20 protein-coding genes are annotated in these 21,718 nt (G+C 44.3%); 10 read left to right on the top strand and 10 right to left on the bottom strand.

Going from position 1 to position 21,718, the window contains the following annotated elements; all coding sequences use genetic code 11:
- The first annotated feature begins 23 nt into the window (after positions 1-23).
- Complete coding sequence (locus AZI86_RS13925) at positions 24-1,184, top strand: outer membrane protein assembly factor BamB family protein (protein ID WP_061835804.1); 1,161 nt, start codon at positions 24-26, stop codon at positions 1,182-1,184.
- A 10-nt stretch (positions 1,185-1,194) separates the two neighbouring features.
- On the top strand, positions 1,195-1,605 hold the full coding sequence (locus tag AZI86_RS13920) for a hypothetical protein (protein WP_061835803.1): 411 nt from the start codon (positions 1,195-1,197) through the stop codon (positions 1,603-1,605).
- Here AZI86_RS13920 and AZI86_RS13915 read toward each other — a convergent pair.
- The 4 genes from AZI86_RS13915 to AZI86_RS13900 all read right to left on the bottom strand — a co-directional run bounded on the left by AZI86_RS13915 (position 1,602) and on the right by AZI86_RS13900 (position 8,463).
- A complete protein-coding gene (locus AZI86_RS13915) occupies positions 1,602-3,908 on the bottom strand; it encodes a Fic family protein (protein WP_061836110.1) in 2,307 nt (768 codons plus the stop codon). The two genes, AZI86_RS13920 and AZI86_RS13915, sit on opposite strands and share 4 nt — an antisense overlap.
- Before the next feature lie 5 nt (positions 3,909-3,913).
- A complete protein-coding gene (locus AZI86_RS13910) occupies positions 3,914-6,346 on the bottom strand; it encodes a Fic family protein (RefSeq protein ID WP_081111940.1) in 2,433 nt (810 codons plus the stop codon).
- Positions 6,347-6,489: 143 nt separating this feature from the next.
- Positions 6,490-7,653 carry an aminotransferase class V-fold PLP-dependent enzyme gene (locus AZI86_RS13905; RefSeq protein WP_061835802.1) on the bottom strand — a complete coding sequence of 388 codons (1,164 nt, stop codon included), beginning with the start codon at positions 7,651-7,653 and terminating at the stop codon, positions 6,490-6,492.
- A 9-nt stretch (positions 7,654-7,662) separates the two neighbouring features.
- Positions 7,663-8,463, bottom strand: coding sequence for an NADAR family protein (locus tag AZI86_RS13900; protein WP_061835801.1), 801 nt, complete (start codon positions 8,461-8,463; stop codon positions 7,663-7,665).
- Positions 8,464-8,682: 219 nt separating this feature from the next.
- Here AZI86_RS13900 and AZI86_RS13895 point away from each other — a divergent pair, with 219 nt between their 5' ends.
- From AZI86_RS13895 to AZI86_RS13880, 4 genes are all read left to right on the top strand, one after another.
- A complete protein-coding gene (locus AZI86_RS13895; protein WP_061835800.1) occupies positions 8,683-9,090 on the top strand; it encodes a hypothetical protein in 408 nt (135 codons plus the stop codon).
- A gap of 194 nt (positions 9,091-9,284) precedes the next feature.
- Positions 9,285-9,800, top strand: coding sequence for a hypothetical protein (locus AZI86_RS13890; protein WP_061835799.1), 516 nt, complete (start codon positions 9,285-9,287; stop codon positions 9,798-9,800).
- 108 nt (positions 9,801-9,908) lie between these two features.
- On the top strand, positions 9,909-10,271 hold the full coding sequence (locus tag AZI86_RS13885; RefSeq protein WP_061835798.1) for a hypothetical protein: 363 nt from the start codon (positions 9,909-9,911) through the stop codon (positions 10,269-10,271).
- A gap of 69 nt (positions 10,272-10,340) precedes the next feature.
- Positions 10,341-11,159 carry a substrate-binding periplasmic protein gene (locus tag AZI86_RS13880; RefSeq protein ID WP_061835797.1) on the top strand — a complete coding sequence of 273 codons (819 nt, stop codon included), beginning with the start codon at positions 10,341-10,343 and terminating at the stop codon, positions 11,157-11,159.
- Between the two features lie 59 nt (positions 11,160-11,218).
- Here the strand turns inward: AZI86_RS13880 and AZI86_RS13875 are convergent, their stop codons facing one another.
- Positions 11,219-12,190, bottom strand: a complete 972-nt coding sequence (locus tag AZI86_RS13875) for a phospholipase D-like domain-containing protein (protein ID WP_061835796.1) — start codon at positions 12,188-12,190, stop codon at positions 11,219-11,221.
- Positions 12,191-12,401: 211 nt separating this feature from the next.
- Between AZI86_RS13875 and AZI86_RS13870 the strand changes: the two genes are divergently transcribed.
- From AZI86_RS13870 to AZI86_RS13860, 3 genes are read left to right on the top strand one after another with little or no spacing between them, the layout of a single operon-like run.
- Positions 12,402-13,205, top strand: coding sequence for an SDR family NAD(P)-dependent oxidoreductase (locus AZI86_RS13870; protein WP_061835795.1), 804 nt, complete (start codon positions 12,402-12,404; stop codon positions 13,203-13,205).
- Between the two features lie 11 nt (positions 13,206-13,216).
- Positions 13,217-15,313, top strand: coding sequence for a phospholipase D-like domain-containing protein (locus tag AZI86_RS13865; protein WP_061835794.1), 2,097 nt, complete (start codon positions 13,217-13,219; stop codon positions 15,311-15,313).
- Positions 15,310-16,002 (top strand): endonuclease/exonuclease/phosphatase family protein, encoded by a 693-nt coding sequence (locus tag AZI86_RS13860; RefSeq protein WP_061835793.1) that lies wholly within the window; start codon positions 15,310-15,312, stop codon positions 16,000-16,002. The genes AZI86_RS13865 and AZI86_RS13860 overlap by 4 nt, the downstream gene beginning before the upstream one ends.
- Here AZI86_RS13860 and AZI86_RS13855 read toward each other — a convergent pair.
- Both AZI86_RS13855 and AZI86_RS13850 read right to left on the bottom strand, forming a co-directional pair.
- Positions 15,999-16,862: a DUF72 domain-containing protein gene (locus tag AZI86_RS13855; protein WP_061835792.1), complete on the bottom strand. Its 864-nt coding sequence runs from the start codon at positions 16,860-16,862 to the stop codon at positions 15,999-16,001. The genes AZI86_RS13860 and AZI86_RS13855 overlap by 4 nt on opposite strands.
- A 180-nt stretch (positions 16,863-17,042) precedes the next feature.
- On the bottom strand, positions 17,043-17,459 hold the full coding sequence (locus tag AZI86_RS13850) for a MerR family DNA-binding transcriptional regulator (RefSeq protein WP_061835791.1): 417 nt from the start codon (positions 17,457-17,459) through the stop codon (positions 17,043-17,045).
- A gap of 154 nt (positions 17,460-17,613) precedes the next feature.
- On the opposite strand from AZI86_RS13850, the gene AZI86_RS13845 reads away from it, so the two are divergent.
- Positions 17,614-19,368: an OmpA family protein gene (locus AZI86_RS13845; protein ID WP_081111938.1), complete on the top strand. Its 1,755-nt coding sequence runs from the start codon at positions 17,614-17,616 to the stop codon at positions 19,366-19,368.
- A 9-nt stretch (positions 19,369-19,377) separates the two neighbouring features.
- Here the strand turns inward: AZI86_RS13845 and AZI86_RS13840 are convergent, their stop codons facing one another.
- The 3 genes from AZI86_RS13840 to AZI86_RS13830 all read right to left on the bottom strand — a co-directional run bounded on the left by AZI86_RS13840 (position 19,378) and on the right by AZI86_RS13830 (position 21,700).
- On the bottom strand, positions 19,378-20,325 hold the full coding sequence (locus tag AZI86_RS13840; protein ID WP_061835789.1) for a phosphotransferase: 948 nt from the start codon (positions 20,323-20,325) through the stop codon (positions 19,378-19,380).
- Between the two features lie 9 nt (positions 20,326-20,334).
- On the bottom strand, positions 20,335-21,297 hold the full coding sequence (locus AZI86_RS13835; protein ID WP_061835788.1) for a hypothetical protein: 963 nt from the start codon (positions 21,295-21,297) through the stop codon (positions 20,335-20,337).
- Between the two features lie 82 nt (positions 21,298-21,379).
- Positions 21,380-21,700, bottom strand: coding sequence for a KH domain-containing protein (locus AZI86_RS13830; protein WP_253715974.1), 321 nt, complete (start codon positions 21,698-21,700; stop codon positions 21,380-21,382).
- Positions 21,701-21,718: the final 18 nt, after the last annotated feature.

Below are 21,718 nucleotides of genomic sequence, written 5' to 3'. Positions count from 1 at the left end.
TCCTGGTTTTTTAAGGAGACTTCATGAAGGCATTGCTTCTGAGTTCATTGGTCTGTTCGTTGTTCTTAGCGCTCACGGGATGTACGACGGTTCACAGTACGCTGGAGCGCTGGAGTTCTCTTAACGAAAACAAACGTCATTACGAAGTAAAGACAGCTTGGATCCGTCAAACGACGGCCCAAGACAATCTAGGCTTCCGTAAAATCAATCGCATGAGTCCGTTGATGGTGGGTGACCTGGTCATTCAAGGCAATGGTCTTGATGGAATTGTGGCTTATCAAAAAGAATCCGGCCGTGAAAAATGGCGTTTGAAAATCCCTAATGGTGTTGAGCCGAGTGCAGCTTCCGTGAAGGACCGACTTTTTGTCGGGGCGAGTGATGGAATGTTTTATTCCATCGAAGCCAGCTCCGGCATTGTGCAATGGTCTTTCCCTACTAAATCTGAAAACCTAGCCGCTCCATTATTAGATAACGGTGTGATCTATTTCTTAGCGGGAAATAATGTTTTTTACGCCTTGGATGCGGCCTCAGGTCGACAGTTGTGGCTTTACTCTCGACAAGATACGTCGCAGTTTTCGATTCGCGGAGGCAGCCAGGCTGTCTTAAATAATGGTGTTCTTTATGTTGGTTTTTCAGATGGCGCACTAGTGGCTCTGAATGCCAGCTCGGGGGCTGTGATCTGGGATCAACAGTTAAATCGCAGCAAACGCTTTCGTGATATTGATGCGACCCCGGTTTTAGATAATGGCATGATCTATGTCGCAGGATATGACGATAAGCTTTACTGCATCTCTGCAGAAAAAGGCGAGGTCCTTTGGCGTGTAGAAAGTGGCGGTTACAGTGGAGTCACCTTGGTGGGTGATAAGCTGATTTATCCCACTTCAAATGGTGAAGTCTTGGCCTTGAAAAAAGCGAACGGCGATAAAGTTTGGTCTTACAAAATTGCTGACGGTATTGCGACTCAAGTACAGCTTTACAAAGGTTCTTTGGTGTTTGGAGAATCTCAAGGTCATTTGCGCTTCTTAGACGTAAACTCGGGTGCGGAATTGGGTTCTTTTGAACCTGGTCGTGGAATTCTTTCCACTCCGCAAGTGGACGAGAAAAACAATCGCGTGTACTTTATTTCTGGCGAAGCCAATCTTTATGCGATCGACGCCGGTTGGGTTCGTCAGTCGTTTTTCTAGGAGGTTTTAAATGAGAAAAGCACTTTTGCTTTTACCTTTTATTTTCACTTTAGGTGCGTGCACTCATGGAAACTGCCGCTCGCAAAAAAAAGACGTGAATACAAACGCAACAGCAAGCTCAGCCGTAACAGCCCCGGCTGCCGGCGCGGAGGTGGGTGTGGTTTCTGCTAAAACAGAGCGTGTGAAAGTTTTTAAAGCCGATGGGTCTTTGCAATGTGGTCAGGGAAAAGCCATCCCCGTCGCTGAAATGCAAAAAGAGCTCAAGAACATCAAGGTCTATTCGGCCGCAAACAAAAACGATGGGATGATGCGCATTCAAGTGTGCGGATCTCCCACGGGCCAAAACAATGTCTATGAAATTGACCGTAAAGACCTTGAAGCCGCAGTAAAATTGGGCTTCAAGGAATGGACTGTTGATTAAAGAATAGAATAGCGAGCTTTGATTTTGCCTGGCGGGAGAGGGCCCTCGCTAGGCACATAGCGACCTTCGATTAAAAGAATCTCGCTGGGTTTTTCAGTATTTCTTAAGAATGTCTCGATCACGTTTCCTTTAGCATCAATTCTTTGAATCAGCATCACGGCGTCGGCATCCGTCCCACCAATACCCATGACTTCAGCCTGGCGGCCATAGATATAACTAAACTCAGGATCAATCGCTTTTAAGCGACCTAAGTCCACGTCTTTAATCGCGCGATAAGAAGCAACATTAATACGGGATTGCAGCATGTTTTGCGCCTCTTTGTTGGTGTGATCACCGTATTTTCCAACAACCATCGCACCCATAGCAAAAGCTTTACCTACGACTTCACGCTTTGAGGTCGAGTATCCGTAAGAGTCGCCATAACGAGGACCTGATCTGTGATGATCAACGGCCATTTCAATAATCTTACCGTTTAAAAGCTCTTGGTTGTAAAATTCAAAGTCTTCCTTGATAGCCTCTAGTAACGGCTTGCGATCGCGGTAAACCGCACTTAAAACGCGATTAGATACCAAATGCGTGGTCGGGGACTTAAAGTATTCTAACAACTCTTGATTGCTAGGTTGTGAATGTTTATTTGCAAGTCCACGCCATACAAGCATCTCTTTATCATACCAACGATCTATCTTGGCCTGCCAACGCTCTTTAGAGGCGGAACGGTTTATCCCGAAAGTCTGAATAAAGTCAGGGTCGACAAAGCGCAATGACGCGTCTTCGGCTTTTCCATCTTTTTCCAAGATATAGCGTACGGTCTTAGTGCGATAAAACTCCATAAAGAGCTCGTTGAGCTGCGACATGGTTTGAAGACGATTGTTATCTAACTCTTGGCGCAGATTTGGGTGAGCGGCCATTTGGGCTTTAATAAATGCATTAAATTGCGCCCCGTCGACGGTGGCCTTCGCATAATTTTGGACTGTGGTTTTAGACCCTTGCTTGCGCATGGAAATATTCACAGTGGCGGCGATACCTGGATAAATAAGTTCAGGAGAATGTTCAACAACTAGACCATTTTGCACACGATATAAAACGTCGGCTTGAAGTTTGGCGCTGTTAACCACGCCTTTATGCACATATTCGCGCCATTCTTGTTGTGACACTTGAACATCTAAAAAAGGATCTACTAGACGAACGGGTGGTAAGCCTTCTTTAGTTAAAAGATAGTTCATCAACAGTCTTGTCGTGCGACCATTGCCGTTTAAGACTGGATGAATCGCCACAAGATCGCGCTGGAGGTCGGCGATAAGGTCGATGTATTTATTTTCGTTAATGCCGATTTTAACTTCGCCAAGTTCCGCTCGATCTTTTTCATATCGGGCAAAACGCGCTTCAACCAATGCTTTTGTGAAGGCCGCTTCAAGCCCATCCGGACCTTTGCCTCGAGAGTTCACTCCGTACTTTGCGCGATAGTTTTGAATATTCTGCCACAACTGTGGATGAGAATCTTTGATAAGGTCAATGGTCTCTTGTTTTGGTGTAATCACAAACGGGTAATGGATGTATCCCGCGGTGCGGGATGAGTAATCCACAGATGCCTTCATATCGCGCAAAGAACCCCAGACCGTGACATTTTCCCACAAAAGTGTCGGACCATTACCGGCAGAATAATCAAACGGATTTTTTTCAAAAAGCAAATACGGGTTGGAATCAATATTTGCGATTTCTTTTTTGCTTAAAGCGGTTTGTCCAGAAGCGTTTCCTAACCAGTGTCCGTTGCGCCATAAGCCCAATTGTTCAGCCTTGATTCCTTCAACGCCATCAATCATCGCACGCTTGTGAATTTCTAATAAAAGATCCGCCGAAACCTTCGGTGTTTCTTTTCTTAAGAAATTATCACGCGCATTTAAAAATCCTTTAAAAGGGGCGCCTTTGACCTCACTCCAGGCGTATGTGCTGTCGTAAAGATTGGTGAAATCAAAACTTTCTTTACCGCCTGATAAAAAATTAGGAACGAGCTTCGCTGCAAGATGGGTGTAATCAAAAAACTCGATAGAAGCTAAAAGATGCTCCACGTTTTTGCGGCGCTCTGCAGGCAACTTTTCAAGAGTGCGCCACAGCTCCGTTTTGGTTTGGCGGAATTTAGCAAGCTCAACCGGAGTAATATGTCCCGACTCCGATCTCAATCCAAAGCCCACAGGGCGGGCTGCGACCGTCGGGTTTATAAATACATAATCACACATCACCGCAGCTTGGGCTTGAGTCGCCGCGATAAGAAGGACTATCCACATTCCTAAAGTTTTACGAAACATTTGCATCATCCAAAAATCCAGCCTTTTATTTTATTTAAAAATCCAGGTTGTGGAGCCGGCTTATGCACCGGCTCTGGAGGTCTGACGTCGCGCTCACCGCGCACATCTTCTGCTTGTTTTACTTGTTGAGCTTTATCAGCGCCCGGGTTTGAAAGTTTATAGCGCTGAGTAATACGCTCTGGCGCTAAGGGACCTTCGCCCGGAACATAACGGCCGTCGATCACCAGAATTTCATCGGGCTTATCGATATTTCTTAAAAGTGTTTGGGTGACATCACCTTTAGCATCGATTCTTTGAATCAGAACGATCGCATCGGCATCCGTACCACCGATCCCCATGACCTCCGCCTGGCGGCCATAGATGTAAGAAAAATCTGGATCAAAAGCTTTTAAACGGCCTAAATCGACGTCTTTTAAAGCGCGGTAAGACGCTACATTGATGCGTGATTTTAGCTGAGCTTGAAGGGCGGGGTCATTGTGTTTTCCGTACTCTCCAACAACCATGGCGCCCATCGCGAAAGCTTTACCTACGACTTCGCGTTTCGAAGTCGAGTAACCGTAAGAGTCCCCGTAAAGAGGTCCCGTGCGGTGATGATCCACGGCCATTTGAACCACGTCTCCGTTCAAAAGTTCACGGTTGTATTTGTTGAAATCGGCTTTTGCCGCTTCAATCACAGATTTGCCTTCGCGCACAGCCTTAACTGCGCTGTTTGAAAGCAAGTGAGTGGATGGAGTTTGGAAATAGTTTAAAAGTTGTTCGTTTGTGTATTCTGTTTGCTTATTAGAAAGACCACGCCAGACCAACATGTCTTTGTCATACCAGCGGTCTATTTTCATATCCCAAAGTTCTTTAGAATAAGCGCGGTTAACACCGAATAGGTCCACGAAGTCGGGATCCACAAAGCGCAGTCCGATTTCACGCTCGCCATCTTTTTCATGAACATAGCGAACCGTTTTGGAACGATAATATTCTACAAAAAGATCGGCCAGGCGAGACATGGCACGTAATTGATCATTTTTGATTTCTTGACGAAGTTCAGGATGAACTTCCATCATGGTCTTAACAAAAGCGTTAAATTGAGAAGCGTCGACTTTGCTTTGAGCATAGTTTTTTACTTCTTTATCGGACCCTTGAGTTTTTTGCGAAATGGAAACCTTATCCGGAAGGCCTGGATAGATCAGATCCGGAGAATATTCCACGGTTAAGCCTTGGCGAACACGGCTTACGATATCCGCCTGAAGGTCCGCTTCATTCACGACACCCTTATGAACGTATTCACGCCATTCTTTTTGTGAAACTTGAACGTCTAAGAATGGATCCACCAAGCGAACTGGGGGTAAGCCTTCTTTGGTTAAAAGATAATTCATGAATAATCTTGTGGTGCGGCCGTTACCATTGCGGAAAGGATGAATTGCCACAACATCGCGTTGGAAATCAGCAACGAGATCGATATATTGGTTTTCGTTGATACCGATTTTGATCTCGCCTAAAGCTTCGCGATCTGTTTTAAATTGCGAAAAACGCTGTTCTAAAAGAGCGCGAACGAAAGATTGCTGCAAAGATGCTGGAGCTTCTTTTCCTGGATTTTCTTGACGGAATTTAATGATTCTCAAATAAACATCAGGGTGCGAATCTCTAATAAGATCGATTGTTTTATCTTTGGCCGTGCCGACCGCGGGGTAAATAATTCTTCCGCTGAGCAGGATAGGATCTTTTTGTTCGATCGACATTTCACGATGTTGACCCCAGATTTTAATTTTGCTCCACACCGTGTCTTGAAGAGGGTTTTTGCTTTCGTCTGTTTTAGTGAAGTAAAGGTAGGGATTGGTCTCGATGGTTTGAACTTCTTTGGGAACAAGTTTAGATGAGCCCGCAGCGTTGCCGATGACGCCCACCCCACGCAAAGCACCTAGATCTGAGGGGGTTAATCCTTCAACTCCACCTTCCATGATACGCTTATGGATTTGGGTGAACATATCGACGGAGACTTCAGGCTTTTCAACGCGTAAGTAATTATCGCGAGCGTTGATAAAACCTTTAAAAGGCGCGCCACGAATGGCTTCAGATTGGTCATACAGGCGTTCAAAATTTAAAGCATTGCGCTTGCCATCTAAGAAATTAGGCAAGATAGAATTGGCGGTATGCTTATAGTCGAAAAATTCAACCGCAGCTAACAGATGTTCGATTTGTTTTTTTCGTTCGGGCTGGATTTTCTCTAAGAGAGTCCAAAGGGCTTGTTTATTTTCAGCAAACTTCACCAAGGCCAGCGGGGTGGTTTGCGAATGACTTTCGCTGCGTAAACCAAAATCAACCTCGCGCACTTTCACGGTAGGATCTACGAATACATATTCGCACATCTGGGCGGCTTGAGCCGGAAGCACCATTGAAATAGCGATCCATAATGATACAAACAATCTTAAAAAGCCATGCGTCATCATAAAAGGGTCCTCGTCCTTCAATGATGTACATAGCAATGCCTATGCTATCCAATAAGCATCGTGGTGCTTATAAACTGCTAAGCGCTTCTAAAGTCTGTCTCGCTTTGAGAAACCAACATTTCTTGGCTACAGTCGTCGGGAACTTAGACAGGGTTTAAGATGGCAATGGCAAGATCCAGCTCGCTTTGCGTATTGTGAATATGAGGTGTCAGTCTTAAGAGCGGAACCCCCGGAACCTTCGGCAGTCCCACCTGCAGCTTACCTTGAGGAGAAACAATGATGTTTTCTTCGAACTTTAAAGACTTAAAGGCCGCAAGGGGATAAGCTAAAAATCCTGCTTGGTTTTTAATGCTTACAACGGGACGAAGGCCTTTTTTAGCCAACCCTGATTCTAAATAACTCATGCGCTTTTTGATTTCTTCAAAGATCACCTGTTTACCGTGCTCGTTCCAAAAATCAAAACACGCTTCTAGGCCGTAATAAGATGAAAAACTTTGTGAATGCGACCACAGCATTTTGGCCGTGAACGGGCTGATATAGCCATACCCTTTGGCCGTTTGCTCATCCGTGGTCCAGGAACCGTAAAGGGGAGACGTGATCGAATGCCATTTAGGATGAACCCAGCCAAAAGCTGTTCCCTTAGGTCCCATCGTCCATTTATGTAAGTTACCGCCATAAAAATCCACGTGCGGAAGGTCTTTAAAACTTAAATCCATCAATCCTGGAGCGTGAGCCCCATCAACGACCATCAAGATGTTCTTTTCGCGCAACATCCGACCTAGTTCTTCAATCGGTGCCGTAAGACCATTGCTAGTATAAACATGACTGATAACCACAAGTTTGGTTTTCGCTGTCAGGGATTTTTCAAAAGCCTGCACCCAATCCTGATCGCTCGGATTCTGCATAGCAAAGTCCATCGGCATCACCTTAAGACTTAGGTTTTCGCGTTGAGCTTTGTATTTTAAGATGTTTACGATCGCCCCATATTCAAGGCTGGTTGTTAAAATCTCACTGGACGCCGGCAAAGCCATCCCCATGATGATTTCATTCATGGCCAGGGTTACGTTAGGTCTTAAAAAGAAATCGTCAGGATGGCCGTTTAAAAACTCTGCCAAACGCTCTTGGATTTTTAAGACCCGAGGCCAGGCATGAGTCAAAGACCAGGTGGTGTTTTTTTCAAAGATATCGAGCTCTGTTTTTTGCTGAGCAATCACGGAATCAGGACAAAGCCCCAAAGTTCCGTTGTTTAGATTTACAAAAGAAGTGTCTTTATGGGTTTTAAAAAATCCCGAATAGTCACGTAACATAACTAATTTTTACTTTTTAGCGCCGCAGGTTCTTAAACTCAGATCTTCCGTTGTTTGCAGCGACAGCTGTCCAGATTGGATCAGACTTCTGATCTCCATCCACAACACATTGTAATGCCACTCTTTGGGAGCTTTTTCCGAATTGTGGTGATCCGCAATCAATTTTAGATCTTTAGTGGCTAAAAGAACTTTTAGGGCTTCGGGATTTTGGCGAATCTTTTCGATTTCCGCTTCCCAAATCAAACGATAATGTTCACCCGGATTTTTTTCAGCAAAAACCAAAACTTTTCCTTCAAAAGTGACCCAGTTGGCATCGTTTTCATCCATCAAACCATTAGCATAATTACCAGCACTTTTAGCTTTATAACCATCCATTTTAGAAACTTGCGCGCGCGTGTATTTCCATTTGGGTGTCCAGGCCCAGCGCGCATCCTCCGGATTTTCAGGATACTTCATCATCTGCCAGTAACCTTCTATGGTCGAATAACAAACGCCACGATACACAAAGGGCGTGTCCGCAAAGTTTGAAAGCAGACCTAATTCATTGCGCTTACTTAAAACAACTTCTTTATAGCCCGCTTCTTGCGGCAAAACTTCCCAAGACTTGGCGTCTTCTTTAGGAACTGGCTTCCACCAATGGCCTGGAAATTCTTTTTGCCAAGAATCGTCTTTGTTCTGAACTTCAACGGAAGGTCCGGCCTCTGGAGTGACCGCTGCGGGAGCTTGGGGGTTTGAATGTTTTGAAGACTCACAAGCGATAAGAGATGTGAAAATGACCAAACTTAAGACAGTCGAAATCAGATGTTTCATAAATTCCTCATGAGAAATTAACGAGCTCGAGAAACACTATCCTAAGGACCTCCAGAATCAAGAAAATCACTTTGGAATCGGGGAATAACGCGGGTGGCGAGGCCCTTTTTTTGTCACCCGTTAGGAAATCTTTTTCTTAGGTCATCATAGCTCATTTAAGGGGGCGTCCCGCATGATATAAAGAGCCCTCTAAAGACACCTAAACCGAAAGGGTATTTCATGAAACTGGTTTCTGCCGTTCTGATGACTTTGATGATGGTCTCTGTAGCTAACGCCACTCCTGGAGATATGGGATGTGAGGGTAAAACTGCCGATGGTAAAGTGATTGATGTGCTTATTGGCTATGATTATTTTGGCCAGGGACCTTCTTTATTTGAAGTGACTCTAGGGAAGGACAAAGTGTTTTCTTCAACCGCAGTTAAAGAAGAATTATTTAACGTCGGCTCTGAAAAAAGTCCTTTTATTTTAAGTGGTATTTCTGCCATCAGCATTGCTAATCAAGGTATTGCGCAACTTAAATGGCCGGAACAAGAACCGACACAAGATGGCACTTTAGAAGGTATTTTGACATTGTCGGTGGCGGGTCAAGCCCTGCTTAATAACGCCGAAATTAAATGCTATCGCTAATATAAGCAGTTTATAAGTCCATCTATGAGGCCGATTCGGCTTGAATCGGCCTTTCTATTTTCGGCTTTGGATTTGCATCTTAAAGCCTTGTGAAACTTCATGGTCTTTTAATCTTAATATCACTTCTGTCTGCCTCCCTGACTTGGGCGGGGCCATCTTGTCATTCGGTCTTTGCCTCCGAAAACGGACGGGGAGTGGAAGCCCGACTCCCCCGCTTTTTAAATAAAGAAATAACAATCATTAAAGACCTTCCACGGGGACACTTTGAAGGTTTATTAGGAGACAAAAAAGTTTTTATTAAAAAACTGCGCGCCAGTTCTGAAACCGAACTTGCTTGGCTAGAAAAAATCAACTCTTTAGGTCTGGGCGTAGAACTTTACGGAACCCTAAAAATTCAAGATCAAACATACGCCGTGATGGAGTTTTTTGAAGGCGTAAACACGCAGATTCCCATGATGGCGCCCAGTGGGTTTATCCTGACAAAAAAGGCTTTAGGTGAAATTCAACGCCAAGCCGCTGTTTTGGCGGAAAATCAAATCATCCCGGTCGACCTGCAATTTCAAATTTCTTTGGATGGGCAGTCTGTCAAGATCGTCGATCCCGAACTCTTTAAACAGGCTTCCAGTGTCGCTGAAGCACGTGCTCAAACACTGAATATCTTTATGGGCTTAAAACTGCCTTGGATGATGGAAGGTAAGCTTGAGCTATAAGCGTTTTAAGGCCGTTACTTTTGTAAGTTTTAGTCGAAAGTCAGCCTTTGGGCTTCAAAGTTTCGCGTCTATGGTAAGACCTTTTCTTACACATTTTGGGGGTTTTTAATGAAAACAATCGGAATCCTATTCTCTTTGCTTTTGGGTACGTCAGCCATGGCATCAACTTCAGATGCTTGCTTAAATGTTCTTGAAAAGAAATACCGACAAGATGCCAAGCAGTCTTCGGACTGGGGCTATGAGGGTATTTCAAGTCTTTCCAGAAAAGATGCTAAAGCGATGATTAAAGATGCTTTGCCAGATGATGGTGAAAAGAAACGCGCGCAAATCAACGCCCTTTTAGGTGATAAAAATATCCTCTTTTATACACTTCAATGGAATGCTCCAAGTAATACAGGAACAACAATTCTGGCTGCAGATGTTAGAACTTGCACTGTGGTTGCTGATCTTTTGTATTGGTCTGAGGAATAATTCACAATGTGATCTAACACGCGCTAAGAAACACTCTTGGCGCGGCCTTGGGGCCCGCAGATAATAAACATGATGCGTGCCTTGATTTTCCTTCTTCTTTTTTTAACGTTCCAAAATCAAACTCAAGCGGGTGAGTGTAAGAACACTTTCTTTGTCAGCATTGTTGATCTCTGGCCGATTTCTTATGTCGATTCCACAGGTCAACTGCAAGGCCTGGGACAAGATTTAGCTCAGGCCCTTGGTCAAGCGACGCGATGTCGAATCGTTACCGAACAAGTTCCGCCATTTCAAGGCTTCAAATTATTACGCGAATCTAAAACCGATATGATCATGGTGAACTTAGGAAATTCTGGAAAAAATGTCGATTTGTATGGTGATTTTATTCCTATTCTTAAGGTTCGACGCATTTTGGTGATTCGACCTGATATATTTCGCAAAGGCTGGAATATTCAAAATTACGTGGATGATCCCAAGATACGATTTGCCGGCGTCATTGGGATGCGTTTTGCGTACAAGCAAGATGAAATTGAATCGCTTCGCAAACAACAGGTTTATATTGAAACAACAGACCATGATAATTTGATGAATTTACTTAAAAGAAAAGGTGCTGATGCGACCTTTTATACCGAAGCCGCATTTGAAAACTATCGCCAACATTCAAGCATGGCCGATGCATTTATCAAGATTCAGGATAAAAAGACCTGGTTATTGGCAGGTATTTATATCTCTAAAAAGAGGTTTTCTAAGGACAATCTAGAGATACTAGAATCAGCCATCGAAAAGCTTAGGAAAAACGGTCAAATCCAGAAAATGGTCGGCAAATACTTCGAACCTGATTACGGACAAGTTCTATCAGAGATGGATTTAAAACGAATTAAAGCCCCTTAGAGACCTAAATCCATTCTATACGTTACATAATATAACTTATCAGAAGACTGTATATCCACTCATTTGAGATCATTCTTTTTGGGGCTTTCTAAACTTTGGATCTGACTTTGTAAGTGCTTAGCAAGTTCTTTTGCTAAAGCTGGTTCTTGTAAGTGTACATACAGTTGCGGATGAATTTCTACATCTTCTTTTAGCCAATTACCGGTCCCTAAGGCGATTTCTTTTTTATCTTTGATCAGATACTTGGAATGCGTAAAAAGATGTTTCGGGGCAAAATAAAGATCGTTAATACCTGCATCCTCTAAAATATGAATCGTGCGGCGGGTGCGTTTCACATATCCCAAAGCAAAACTTCCGTGATCGTGAATAAATCCTTTCAACCCGACTCCCCTTTTATGGGCCTGGACCAAGGCATCGCGGATTTCTTTGTGATCAAAAAAGTAAATGGAAAATTCTAAAGACTTCTTGGCTGTTTGGATCATTTCTAAAAGCAGATCTTTAAAGTCTCCATCGGCATACATCGGTGGGTCTAATTGAATGCCGCCGTGCTTTCCGCCGCGCCAGAGATGTTCGAAGTATTGCAGAAAGCCTGTCGCGATCTGGGTGTTGTCCGCAAGAATATTGGTTTCATGGTTTTTTCTTAAAGATTGATTGGTTAAATTTGTCGATCCAAATAAAACATAGCGCTTATCAACGCAAAAACCTTTGGCGTGAGTCGCTCCGTATTTTACTGTAACGCCATATTCTTTTAAAATATCGGCAGTCACACGATTGCGGATGGAAGTGTCTCTGCGGCCCTCGATGTACAGTCGGATCTCTAGATTTTTTCGTTGAGCTTTGATCTCCTTCAGCTTTTGCGCAATTTCATAAGGGGTGCCTTTAGAATCTATTTTTCCGGACGCGCTGGCCATAGCAAATGAATAAGCCATGATGTCGACAGATTTTCGCGCCTGATCCAACAGCGGCAAAAGCACATTCATATACTCGTCATCTGTCACCAATAAAATATCTGAAGATCTTTTTGTCGCCATGGGTGCAGTTTAGGATTTGTTTCCTTTAATTTTTAATTATTTATTTTTGTGTTTTGTCACTGTACCAAATCGCCTCGCCGAAAATCTTATGAAGAAAAACTTCCCCCTTTATATCGTCTTTTTCCCTCTGAATTGAGATCTAACGAGGCTTAGATATTGCAACAGTGTTCTTTGGAGCAAAAATTTATCTTTCACAAAAAGGATGTGATCTATGGAAAAAGAAGTATCTGACAAAATTAAACCTCTGGCCGTTGTTACCGGAGCCTCGAGCGGCATCGGCTATGAATTAGCGAAGGTTTTTGCTAAAAATGGTTTTGATCTCTTAGTGATTGCCGAAGATCCAGGAATTGTGGATGCAGGCAATGCTTTTCGCGCTTTGGGCGTGAATGTTGAAACCTTGCAAGCCGACCTTTCTATGTATTCTGAGGTACAGAAAGCTTGCGACAAAATTGACTCTTTGGGGGCTTCTGTTGAAGCCATTGCGATGAATGCGGGATTCGGTACCTGTGGTGATTTCGTAGATACCGATTTAGACACCGAGCTGCGCATGATCGGTGTCAATAACGCTTCGCTTGTGCATATGACTAAGCGTGTTCTACCGCGTCTTATAAAACAAGGCCACGGACGAATCTTATACACTTCTTCTGTCGCTGCCACCATGCCAGGTCCTTATTATGCGGTCTATGCCGCGACCAAAGCTTTTGTACAGTCTTTTTCTGAAGCCATTCGCGCCGAAGTAAAAGACAAAGGCATTACTGTCACCGCCCTCCAACCCGGCCCGACCGATACCAACTTTTTTGAGCGAGCGCACATGATGGATACTAAAGCGGGACAAGGCAAAAAAGACGATCCGGCACAAGTCGCCGAAGAGGGCTTCGCGGCTTTGATGAGTGGCAAAGATCACGTGATCGCGGGGTCCTTTATGAACACCGTTCAAGCAAAAATGGCAAACTTTATGACCGCCCCTCAAGGAGCGGCTGCGCAAGGGGCGCAAACCAAACCGCAACATAGATAGGATTTTATACTTTGAACGAAACGGTATTTAAACCTTCAGAGAATTGCTGGAAGACGGATGAAATAAAACGCGGGACCCTGCTCGTGGACTCCGCCGATTTTTATCGTGCGGTGCACGCCGCCATGAGCCGGGCTCGCAAAAGTATTTTCATCTTGGGTTGGGATATTGATAGCGGCATTGCTTTGCTCAGGGGGGAAGATGCGAAACGGTCCGCGGACCCCTCAGTCTTAATTGAATTGCTATCAAAAAAAGCGCGGGAAAATCCGGAATTAAATATTTATATTTTGATCTGGGATTCTTCCGTGGCTTTTGTGGGTGAACGTGAATTTTTACCCGAGTTGGTCTGGACGAATAACACCCCTGAAAATATCCATTTTCATTTAGACAGCACGATTCCCTTATGGGGCAGCCATCATCAAAAGATCATTCTGATCGATGACCAATTGGTATTTACCGGCGGCATGGATCTGGCGCGGCAAAGATGGGACGAAAGGTCTCACCATCCCGAAGATCCGTTACGCATGGACGCCAATGGCTCTTATGGACCTTTTCATGATGTGCAAATCATGATGGACGGTCCGATAGTAAAAAGCTTTTCAGAAATCGTGCGTGTACGGTGGAAAAGTTCTACCGGATATGAAGCGAAAAACCCCGACTTTAATCCTTCTGCCGTGTGGCCCCCTCCTTTTCCGGTGTCCTTGGAAAACTTCCGGGCGGCTGTGGCGCGCACCATACCTAAAACAGAAACTACATCTGAAGTTCATGAAATAAATCAGATGTATCGCGACCTTTTTAAAAGTGCCACCCGATTTATATATATTGAAAATCAATATTTTAGTTCTAAAGAGATGGCAAGAGCCCTCAATGCCGCCTTAAAAAACAATAAAGAGCTTCATGCTTTATTGATTAGCTCCTATGATCCTCAGGGAATCTTTGAGTCTGAAGCTATGTGGGCCAATCGCATTGACTTTAAAAGGATTGCTTCCCGAGGGGTTGAAAATCAGATTCGCTTTGCCTCTTCGGGAATAAAAACTCAGGATGGCAATATCTGTTACAAACGCATTCATTCAAAAGTGCTGGTGGTCGATGATCATCATTGCACGGTGGGTTCAGCCAATCTTACGAATCGTTCCATGGATTTAGACACGGAATGTGACGTGGTCCTTGAGGCCCAGGATCTTATCCAAAGAAAACAAATTCAACACATTCGCAATGATCTTATTGCCGAACACGTGGGCCTCACCACGGCCGAAGTTGAGGAGCTCTTCACTAGACAAAATCCTTTAGCAGAAATTTTTAACATTCAACATGATGCTTATCGTTTGTGGGAAATCGAAGATACGAAATTCACCACACAGACCTTTCAAAGCATGGCTTCCACTTTTGCGGATCCTGAAGACACGGACATTCAAAAAACTTTACATTTAAAAAATCCGCGTAAAGTTTTGGTGATTTCATTGCTGTTGGCCTTAGTCAGTTTTATGATTATCGGCTCTTTTGTGCGAAATCATATCTCTTGGTTTTCAACAGAATCCATCCACGCATTTTTAAAAAGTGCCCGATCCTCCCCTTGGTCCTTTTTGATCGTCTGCGCTGCTTACGTGGCTGGGGGTTTTGTTCTTTTTCCGGTGACGCTGATGTCGCTTTTAACCGCGGCCGTGTTCGGGTCGCTCTGGGGACCCATTTATGGAATGACGGGAGCTCTTTTAAGTGCGGCAGTGATGTTTGGTCTGGGTCACTGGGCGGGTCTTAAGGGCACGCGACGATTTTTGGGCGATCGCATTCGCAGTATTGATGCGAAATTTCAAAAGACCGGCGTGATAGGGGTCACAATCTTGCGTTTGATTCCAATTGCTCCTTACAGCTTAGTGAACATCGCGGCAGGCATATCGTCGGTGCGCTTTATTGATTTTATATTGGGAACTTTCTTAGGCTTTCTGCCGGCCTTTATCGTTAAAGGCCTTGTTGGCGACTCCCTGACTCAAGTCTTTTTAAATCCCACAAAAAAGACGGTGATTTATTTAACTTTAGGAATTGGCCTGTGGATCCTGCTGACTGTGGGCACTTATTTTTTCACCAAACGATGGCAAAACCGAGCAAGTCCATGAAAGTTAAAATCTTAAGTTACAATATTCACGGGGGACGTGGCTGTGATGGTCAAAGAGATTACCAACGCATTGGTGCGCTTTTAAAAGAACACGATATCGATATTGCCCTTATTCAAGAACTCGACACCCGGCCCTATCGCGAAAACACGGAAAAAGCGGTGAACGAGTTGCGCACCGATCACTTTGATCATTTTATCGCCGCCCCGACTTTGGTGACCCAAGAGGGGTGGTACGGAAATGCGATTTTTTCAAAATTTCCCATTTTAAAAAAGAACATCATTGATATCAGCACGAAGGGGCGTGAACCGCGAAATATCTTAGAAGTGTTTTTGCAATCTCCAGAGGGATTACTTCACGTGGTCAACACGCACAAAGGACTTAAAAGTGCCGAACGCGGTCTGCAAATGGCAAAGCTCAATGATCTTTTATCCCGCGCTAGTGACATTCCGCTGATTGTTGGCGGCGATATCAACGAATGGCAATCCTCATCGGCCTCTTTAAAAAAGCTGAACAGTGTTCTTCATGAATTGGGAACGGGGGCCACCTTTCCCACCATGCTCCCCGTCTTTCGTTTAGACAGGATGTGGTGTCGTCCGGCAGGCATTTTTCGCGCTATCAAAGTTTTAAAAACCAAACAGACTCGTCAGTACTCAGATCACTATCCGCTTTTTGCGGAAATAGAGATTTAAACCTTAAGATACCGCATCAAGGTCTGGGCATCGTAGGGCGCATGAACTTTGACGTCGTTATCAAAATAAATAAAAGCATCTCTTGAACGTTGAGGCGGCTTTGTGTCCGTCACCGCATAATCGGGTTTAGGCATATTTCCTTTCTGCCAGGTCCTAATGCGCTTTGCCCACCACTTTAAAGTTTCATCTCCATACCCACTAGCGTAAAGTTCTTCATCACCATGCAAACGCAAATAAACAAAATCACTGGTCACATCTTCAATATAAGGCCAACGTCCGGCCGTATCCGCAAAGACAATAGCCACATTGTATTTGCGGACTAGCTCGACAAAATCTGGATTTTCAAAACTGGGATGTCGCACTTCGATAGCGTGACGAAGAGGCGCTGGGGACTTCTTCGCTTCTTCTGGATAGTCTGGATCCACGCGATCTGCTTTTTTACTTAATTTCGCGGCGTCTTGAATCGTGCGAGGAAGAAGTTTAAAAAAGTTTTCTAAACGTTCTTCATCATAACGAAAACTTGGTGGAAACTGCCATAGTATCGGACCCATCTTATGTTTCAAATGCAAAACCCCTGATCCGAAAAAATTGGCCAAAGGTTTTTCGACGTCTTTTAATCTGCGCACATGCGTGATGTACTGCGGTCCCTTAATTGAGAACATAAAATCATCGGGCGTATCTGCAAACCATTTTTGATAACTACTGGGTTTTTGCAAAGAATAAAACGAGCCATTGATTTCAATGGAAGTCATCTGGCGACTTGCATAGTACAACTCTTTGGCTTGGGGAAGTTTATCGGGATAAAATACATTCCGCCAAGGTTCATAACGCCAACCTGAAATTCCGATCCTGGTTTCCATAGAAATTCCTCTATAAAAACTGTAAAAGTATTGATCAACCGGGGTCAAATACTCGGAGTTTGTGTAACTGATTGACAGGGTTTTCTTATAAAAAAACACCACATTACTGGCATTGAACAAACGCTTAGGTGTTGGAGTTTATAACTGGCGATGGACGCAAGTTTTTACTAACCAGGAAATTTACCAAAATTTTTCGAAATGGGTTTGCAACTTTAAAAGATCCTCTTTAACGAGCTTGCGGGCTTTTTCTGAAAGGACAGACAAAAACTTTTTCTGAGCTTTTGTCTCCACCAATAATAAAGTTCTAAGATACTCTGTGCTGGGAATATCCCTAGTTTTATCTAAAATTTCTTTAGAACTTAATTTCAATATAGAGTCGCTGATTTTTTTTCGAAATTTAAACCCCCGCCGTAATTCCATGATTCTTTCTGCTTCATTGATTTGCGCTTCTGAATAAATCCGGTAACCATTCAATGGATTTCTTTTAGGAATTAACAATCCACGCTCTTCATAAAGCCGCAAGGCTTTGATAGACAAGCCGGTTTTTTTTGAAAACTCGCTGATTTTAAAAGTTTTGGGAAACGATTTTTGTCTCATAGATCAAGTTTAGGGGCTGCCCCAAGGGCAGAGTCAACGGAGTAAAAAAAGAGCCGAATTCTTGATATCGTTATGTTTCACACTTTGAAAGTGACCCGCATTTTCAACGCAAAATGATTTGACCGCGCTTGCAAGTATTCCCAATAATAAGTGTATGAAATATATTATCTATTTACTTCTGTGCTTGGCGTCGGTACCTGCTCATTCTAACGTTCTGGGGGATATGCAAACCTTCCAGCCTAATACCGATGGTCTGGACTTTATTACTGTCCACACCGCGCGTCCTTTGCCGAAGGGCTTTTTCGTATTTAGTAACTATCTCAATTACGCCAAAGATCACTTGCTGGTGTACCGCACACTGGGTGCGCAAGATCGTATGGATTACGAGGACTCTCTTTTTGAATACGATTTCGGTATTGGTTATGCTTGGACGGAGAAATTCCAAATCAGTCTACAGGCGCCAGTGTTGCTAGAGCATAGATCTGACGTTCAAGACGGTATTAAGGTCGATATCTATAAAGGCATGCACAGTTTACGTCCTGGCTTTAAATACACCTTCGGTGACACGGCAGACGCGAACTGGGCCGTTTTAGGCTCGGTGGATTTCGTGACTGCGGATAATAGTCCGTACACGGGTGTGACTTCAAATCCGATTGCGAACTTAGAGGGTGTGTATCGCTGGAGATCTAAAAGTATTATTCAAGCTTTGAACTTGGGTGTGCGCTTCAGAAACCCAACAGAAACCCCCTTTGACGCCCACATGTTCCCTTTAAAGAACCAAGTGACTGCCTCTTATGGTCTTTCGGGAGATTTCTCCAAGACCGCACGTTGGGTGTTTGAAGCCATCTCAAGTTATCCGATCGACAAAGAGCCTTACAAAGAAGCTATCGATGCTTCTTCATTTGATCTTTTGTTAGCTTTAAAACATCGTTGGGTTAAAAACTTAAACTTTGACTGGGGCGCGACTGTGGAACCGGGCGTGAAGTCTTTAGCGCCTTCTTATCGCGTTTTTGCTGGTCTTATCTATTACTGGAAACCACAAGTCGGATCTAAAGCTGAAAACGTGCCGACAACATCTGAAGTTCCCACTTACTTCCGCGTCTTACCAGACACTCCATCGATTTATGTTTCAGACACCATTCAGTTTTATGCTGAGGGCAATGACAACATCGAAAGCTGCCGCATCATCGAAGGTCCAGGAACTTTGGATAACGGCTGTGAGTTCTTAGGGGACGCTCCGGGGATCACACGTATTGAATTCAAGAATGCTCGCGGACAAACATCCACGGGCACTGTCGAAATCAAACAGCGTAAACCATCTTCCCCGGTGTCGTTCTCGCAAAGAAATTATCAAGTTTACGTGGGCTCTACAGTTCAAATGCAAGCTCAAGGGGGCACCATGCCCTATCGCTATTCCATTGAAAATGGCGAGGGTGAATTTGATGATAACGGCATATTCCAAGCTCCCCTGACTCCGCAAACGGTGAAAGTTTTGGTGACGGATGAAGCACTGCAAGTCGCTCGTGCCACTGTTACGGTGATCGAATTACCAAAAGCGGATAAAACAATTGATCTGACAAATCTTGAATTTATCACCGCCACCGCGACATTGACGCCGAACTCTCGTAAACATTTTGAAGAAAATGTGCGCCAGCTCCGTGACGTGAATGTATCACGCATCATCGTGGAAGGTCATACGGACTCCGTCGGCAATGATAAGTATAACTTGGATCTAAGTCGCCGCCGCGCCAGAGCCATCCGCGATCAGTTGATCTCGATGCTCAATTTAAATCCAAGCATGGTGGAAGGCATTGGTTTCGGGGAGTCTCGCCCGATCAGATCTAATGACACCGCGGAAGGCCGCCAACGCAATCGCCGCGTGATCTTAAAAGTGTATTATAAAAAATAAGAAACTCATTTAGGGCGAAGAGCGAATCTTCGCCCATAATTCTTGAAACGGTAAAAACTTACGATGCGGGATAAAAACCCGAGCTCGCTCGTTACCATGAATATAAACTTCTTCAATCGCCCAAACATAGTGATCGCTGCGACGACCCCAGCCTTGAGCACCGTCTTCAAGTTCAGCTTCCGTTAATGGAAATACCTCACGATAGGCGTTAATAAAAGCCAATGTCGGCTCACGATCTAAACCGAACATATAAGACGCCGCTCGCACGACTTCAAAAGCACGCGGCATATAAGTCGATTGATCCCAGTCAATAACCCCAGAAACCTTGTCATGGTCAAAGAACAGATTTCCATCATGAAAATCTCCGTGCAACACCTGCGACGGATTCTGAGGAACATAATAGTGAGAACACAAAGAATTTTGCAACCATCGTCGCTGGTCTTTAAGCCTGTCTAAAGCCCACTGATCGGATTCTGTTTTTTCACGGCGAGATAAAATCAGACGTTCAATATTGTTGAGCTTTTCAATCCAAGCTTCGGAATCCCAAGACAAATTATAAATTCGATAGCCGTGATTAGGAAATTCTCGAGTCGCCAAATGAATTTGAGCCAGCATTTTTCCTGCGGCCAACGCATGGGATAAACGCAGATTGTGGCGCTTGATTTGCTGCCCCTTGGCTTCAGTATAAAGAGCCGCAATTTTTCCGTTTTTTACAGTAAACCGATCCCCTGATTTTGATTCTAAGGGTCTGGCCGCGGGAATATTTTGTTGGAGCACGCAATCAATCAGCGCGTGCTCACGCTTTAACGTCGCGAGATCGGAAGACTTATAGACGCGCAAAAAATAATTTTGGTCGGGAGCTTCGATACGATAAACACGGTTGACCGCACCATCAGGAATTTCATGAATTCGAGAGGGTGATTTTAGATCCCAGTCTTGTAGGAATTCATGAATCATAAACGGCCTTTAATAGCGGCGTGACGCCACTTCCATTAAATTTAATCCGAAGGCATCTAAAATTTCTGGCGGAGCCACCTCTCCGTTGACGTAAACTTTTAAAACATTCACATCATCACGAATAACCAAAATCAGAATATCACCCTGAGGGGTTGAGCCCAGGAAGCGCACTTTGACCGTGGTCTTTCCATCAACGGTGGTGGTTTCTGAATGGACCGGTCCACTGAGCTTCATGCCATTGGCAAACTGCACTTCCGCTTTCCCCGAACCTTTTAAATTCGCGTTGATTTCAAAACCAAGGTTGGAAGCTTTATAACCCACCATCCCCGTCACTTTATTTATGAAATGCAGACTGATGATTTGCGAAAGACCTTGGATGTCGGGATCGCGCAGCTCACGGTGGTCCTCAATCGTGGTTGAAACACTTTCAGACCAGCGAGAGGCCTTTCCGTCCCCCGAGACATTTGAAAAATTTCGACTTTTTTGCACGGATTTATTTAAAACATATCCGCAATTTGCGCCGGAGCTTGAAAGGGTTAGATTCATGCGCACAGATCCGCCCGGTTGAGCGCGGCCGCTTTCCGTTTTTTTCGCCGGGTTTAAACGACAATTCTTTAAAAGGGTTTTAACAAAGGCGCGACCTTCGGGAGTGAGCTTTTGCATCGCACGACTTTGATCATAGCCACCATAATAAATATCACGAGCCGTGTCGCCCACGATGACGGAACTAAAATAAGCCGCATCGTCTGGGATGTAAGCACTCGCTGATTTTAAATTTCCGAAAACTTGTTGCAACAACGCCGGTGACACGGGTCGAGTTGGTTTTTCTGTAGGCTGAAATGAAACTGGCGGTTCTTCAAAGATGCGACCTTCGCCATTCCCATTTTGATTTAATAAAAGGGCCCCGGGGAGAACGTTAGAACATGCCGACAACACAAGGACGATCAAAGCAAAGATGGCATTTACAAACATTAATATCCCCTCAAAACCCAATTATATCGCAGTCCGAAGAAATAAAAAGACGCGGCGAACCGAGAAGGATGCCGCAGAGCAATTAAACCGGAATCTCAACAATAGAACGAATTCCAGTTCGTGCTGTCATCGCATGAACAACAGCTCGAAGACCCATAATTGTTTTACCTTGAGTGCCAATAACTTGTCCCATGTTTTCCTTGGCACAACCAATACGATACACGGTGGTTTTTGGACCGACATAGGTGGTCACGGTGACAGTGTCAGGCTTATCAACTAAAAGTCGAACCATGTGCTCAACTAAAACGCGAATTTCTTCCCGATAGGCTTCAAGATCTATATTGGCGCCTTTTTCTTTGGGATCTCGAACCGTCGCCTCTTCTTCAAATTTGAAAGATTCCATCTCGCTCACAGGTGCCTC

The sequence above is a fragment of the Bdellovibrio bacteriovorus genome, assembly GCF_001592735.1.
In the GTDB taxonomy this organism is placed as follows: Bacteria; Bdellovibrionota; Bdellovibrionia; order Bdellovibrionales; family Bdellovibrionaceae; genus Bdellovibrio; species Bdellovibrio bacteriovorus_D.
Note: the sequence above shows the minus strand (reverse complement) of the source record. Positions and strands in the feature narration are given on the sequence as shown.

Bases quoted from the DNA above. Each gene is read 5' to 3' on its own strand.
- AZI86_RS13850 (WP_061835791.1), bottom strand. From the start codon at position 17,459: ATGAGACAAAAATCGTTTCCCAAAACTTTTAAAATCAGCGAGTTTTCA.
- AZI86_RS13915 (WP_061836110.1), bottom strand. From the start codon at position 3,908: ATGTTTCGTAAAACTTTAGGAATGTGGATAGTCCTTCTTATCGCGGCG.
- AZI86_RS13875 (WP_061835796.1), bottom strand. From the start codon at position 12,190: ATGGCGACAAAAAGATCTTCAGATATTTTATTGGTGACAGATGACGAG.
- AZI86_RS13910 (WP_081111940.1), bottom strand. From the start codon at position 6,346: ATGATGACGCATGGCTTTTTAAGATTGTTTGTATCATTATGGATCGCT.
- AZI86_RS13880 (WP_061835797.1), top strand. From the start codon at position 10,341: ATGATGCGTGCCTTGATTTTCCTTCTTCTTTTTTTAACGTTCCAAAAT.
- AZI86_RS13830 (WP_253715974.1), bottom strand. From the start codon at position 21,700: ATGGAATCTTTCAAATTTGAAGAAGAGGCGACGGTTCGAGATCCCAAA.
- AZI86_RS13855 (WP_061835792.1), bottom strand. From the start codon at position 16,862: ATGGAAACCAGGATCGGAATTTCAGGTTGGCGTTATGAACCTTGGCGG.
- AZI86_RS13860 (WP_061835793.1), top strand. From the start codon at position 15,310: ATGAAAGTTAAAATCTTAAGTTACAATATTCACGGGGGACGTGGCTGT.
- AZI86_RS13885 (WP_061835798.1), top strand. From the start codon at position 9,909: ATGAAAACAATCGGAATCCTATTCTCTTTGCTTTTGGGTACGTCAGCC.
- AZI86_RS13845 (WP_081111938.1), top strand. From the start codon at position 17,614: ATGAAATATATTATCTATTTACTTCTGTGCTTGGCGTCGGTACCTGCT.
- AZI86_RS13920 (WP_061835803.1), top strand. From the start codon at position 1,195: ATGAGAAAAGCACTTTTGCTTTTACCTTTTATTTTCACTTTAGGTGCG.
- AZI86_RS13840 (WP_061835789.1), bottom strand. From the start codon at position 20,325: ATGATTCATGAATTCCTACAAGACTGGGATCTAAAATCACCCTCTCGA.
- AZI86_RS13835 (WP_061835788.1), bottom strand. From the start codon at position 21,297: ATGTTTGTAAATGCCATCTTTGCTTTGATCGTCCTTGTGTTGTCGGCA.
- AZI86_RS13905 (WP_061835802.1), bottom strand. From the start codon at position 7,653: ATGTTACGTGACTATTCGGGATTTTTTAAAACCCATAAAGACACTTCT.
- AZI86_RS13900 (WP_061835801.1), bottom strand. From the start codon at position 8,463: ATGAAACATCTGATTTCGACTGTCTTAAGTTTGGTCATTTTCACATCT.
- AZI86_RS13895 (WP_061835800.1), top strand. From the start codon at position 8,683: ATGAAACTGGTTTCTGCCGTTCTGATGACTTTGATGATGGTCTCTGTA.
- AZI86_RS13925 (WP_061835804.1), top strand. From the start codon at position 24: ATGAAGGCATTGCTTCTGAGTTCATTGGTCTGTTCGTTGTTCTTAGCG.
- AZI86_RS13870 (WP_061835795.1), top strand. From the start codon at position 12,402: ATGGAAAAAGAAGTATCTGACAAAATTAAACCTCTGGCCGTTGTTACC.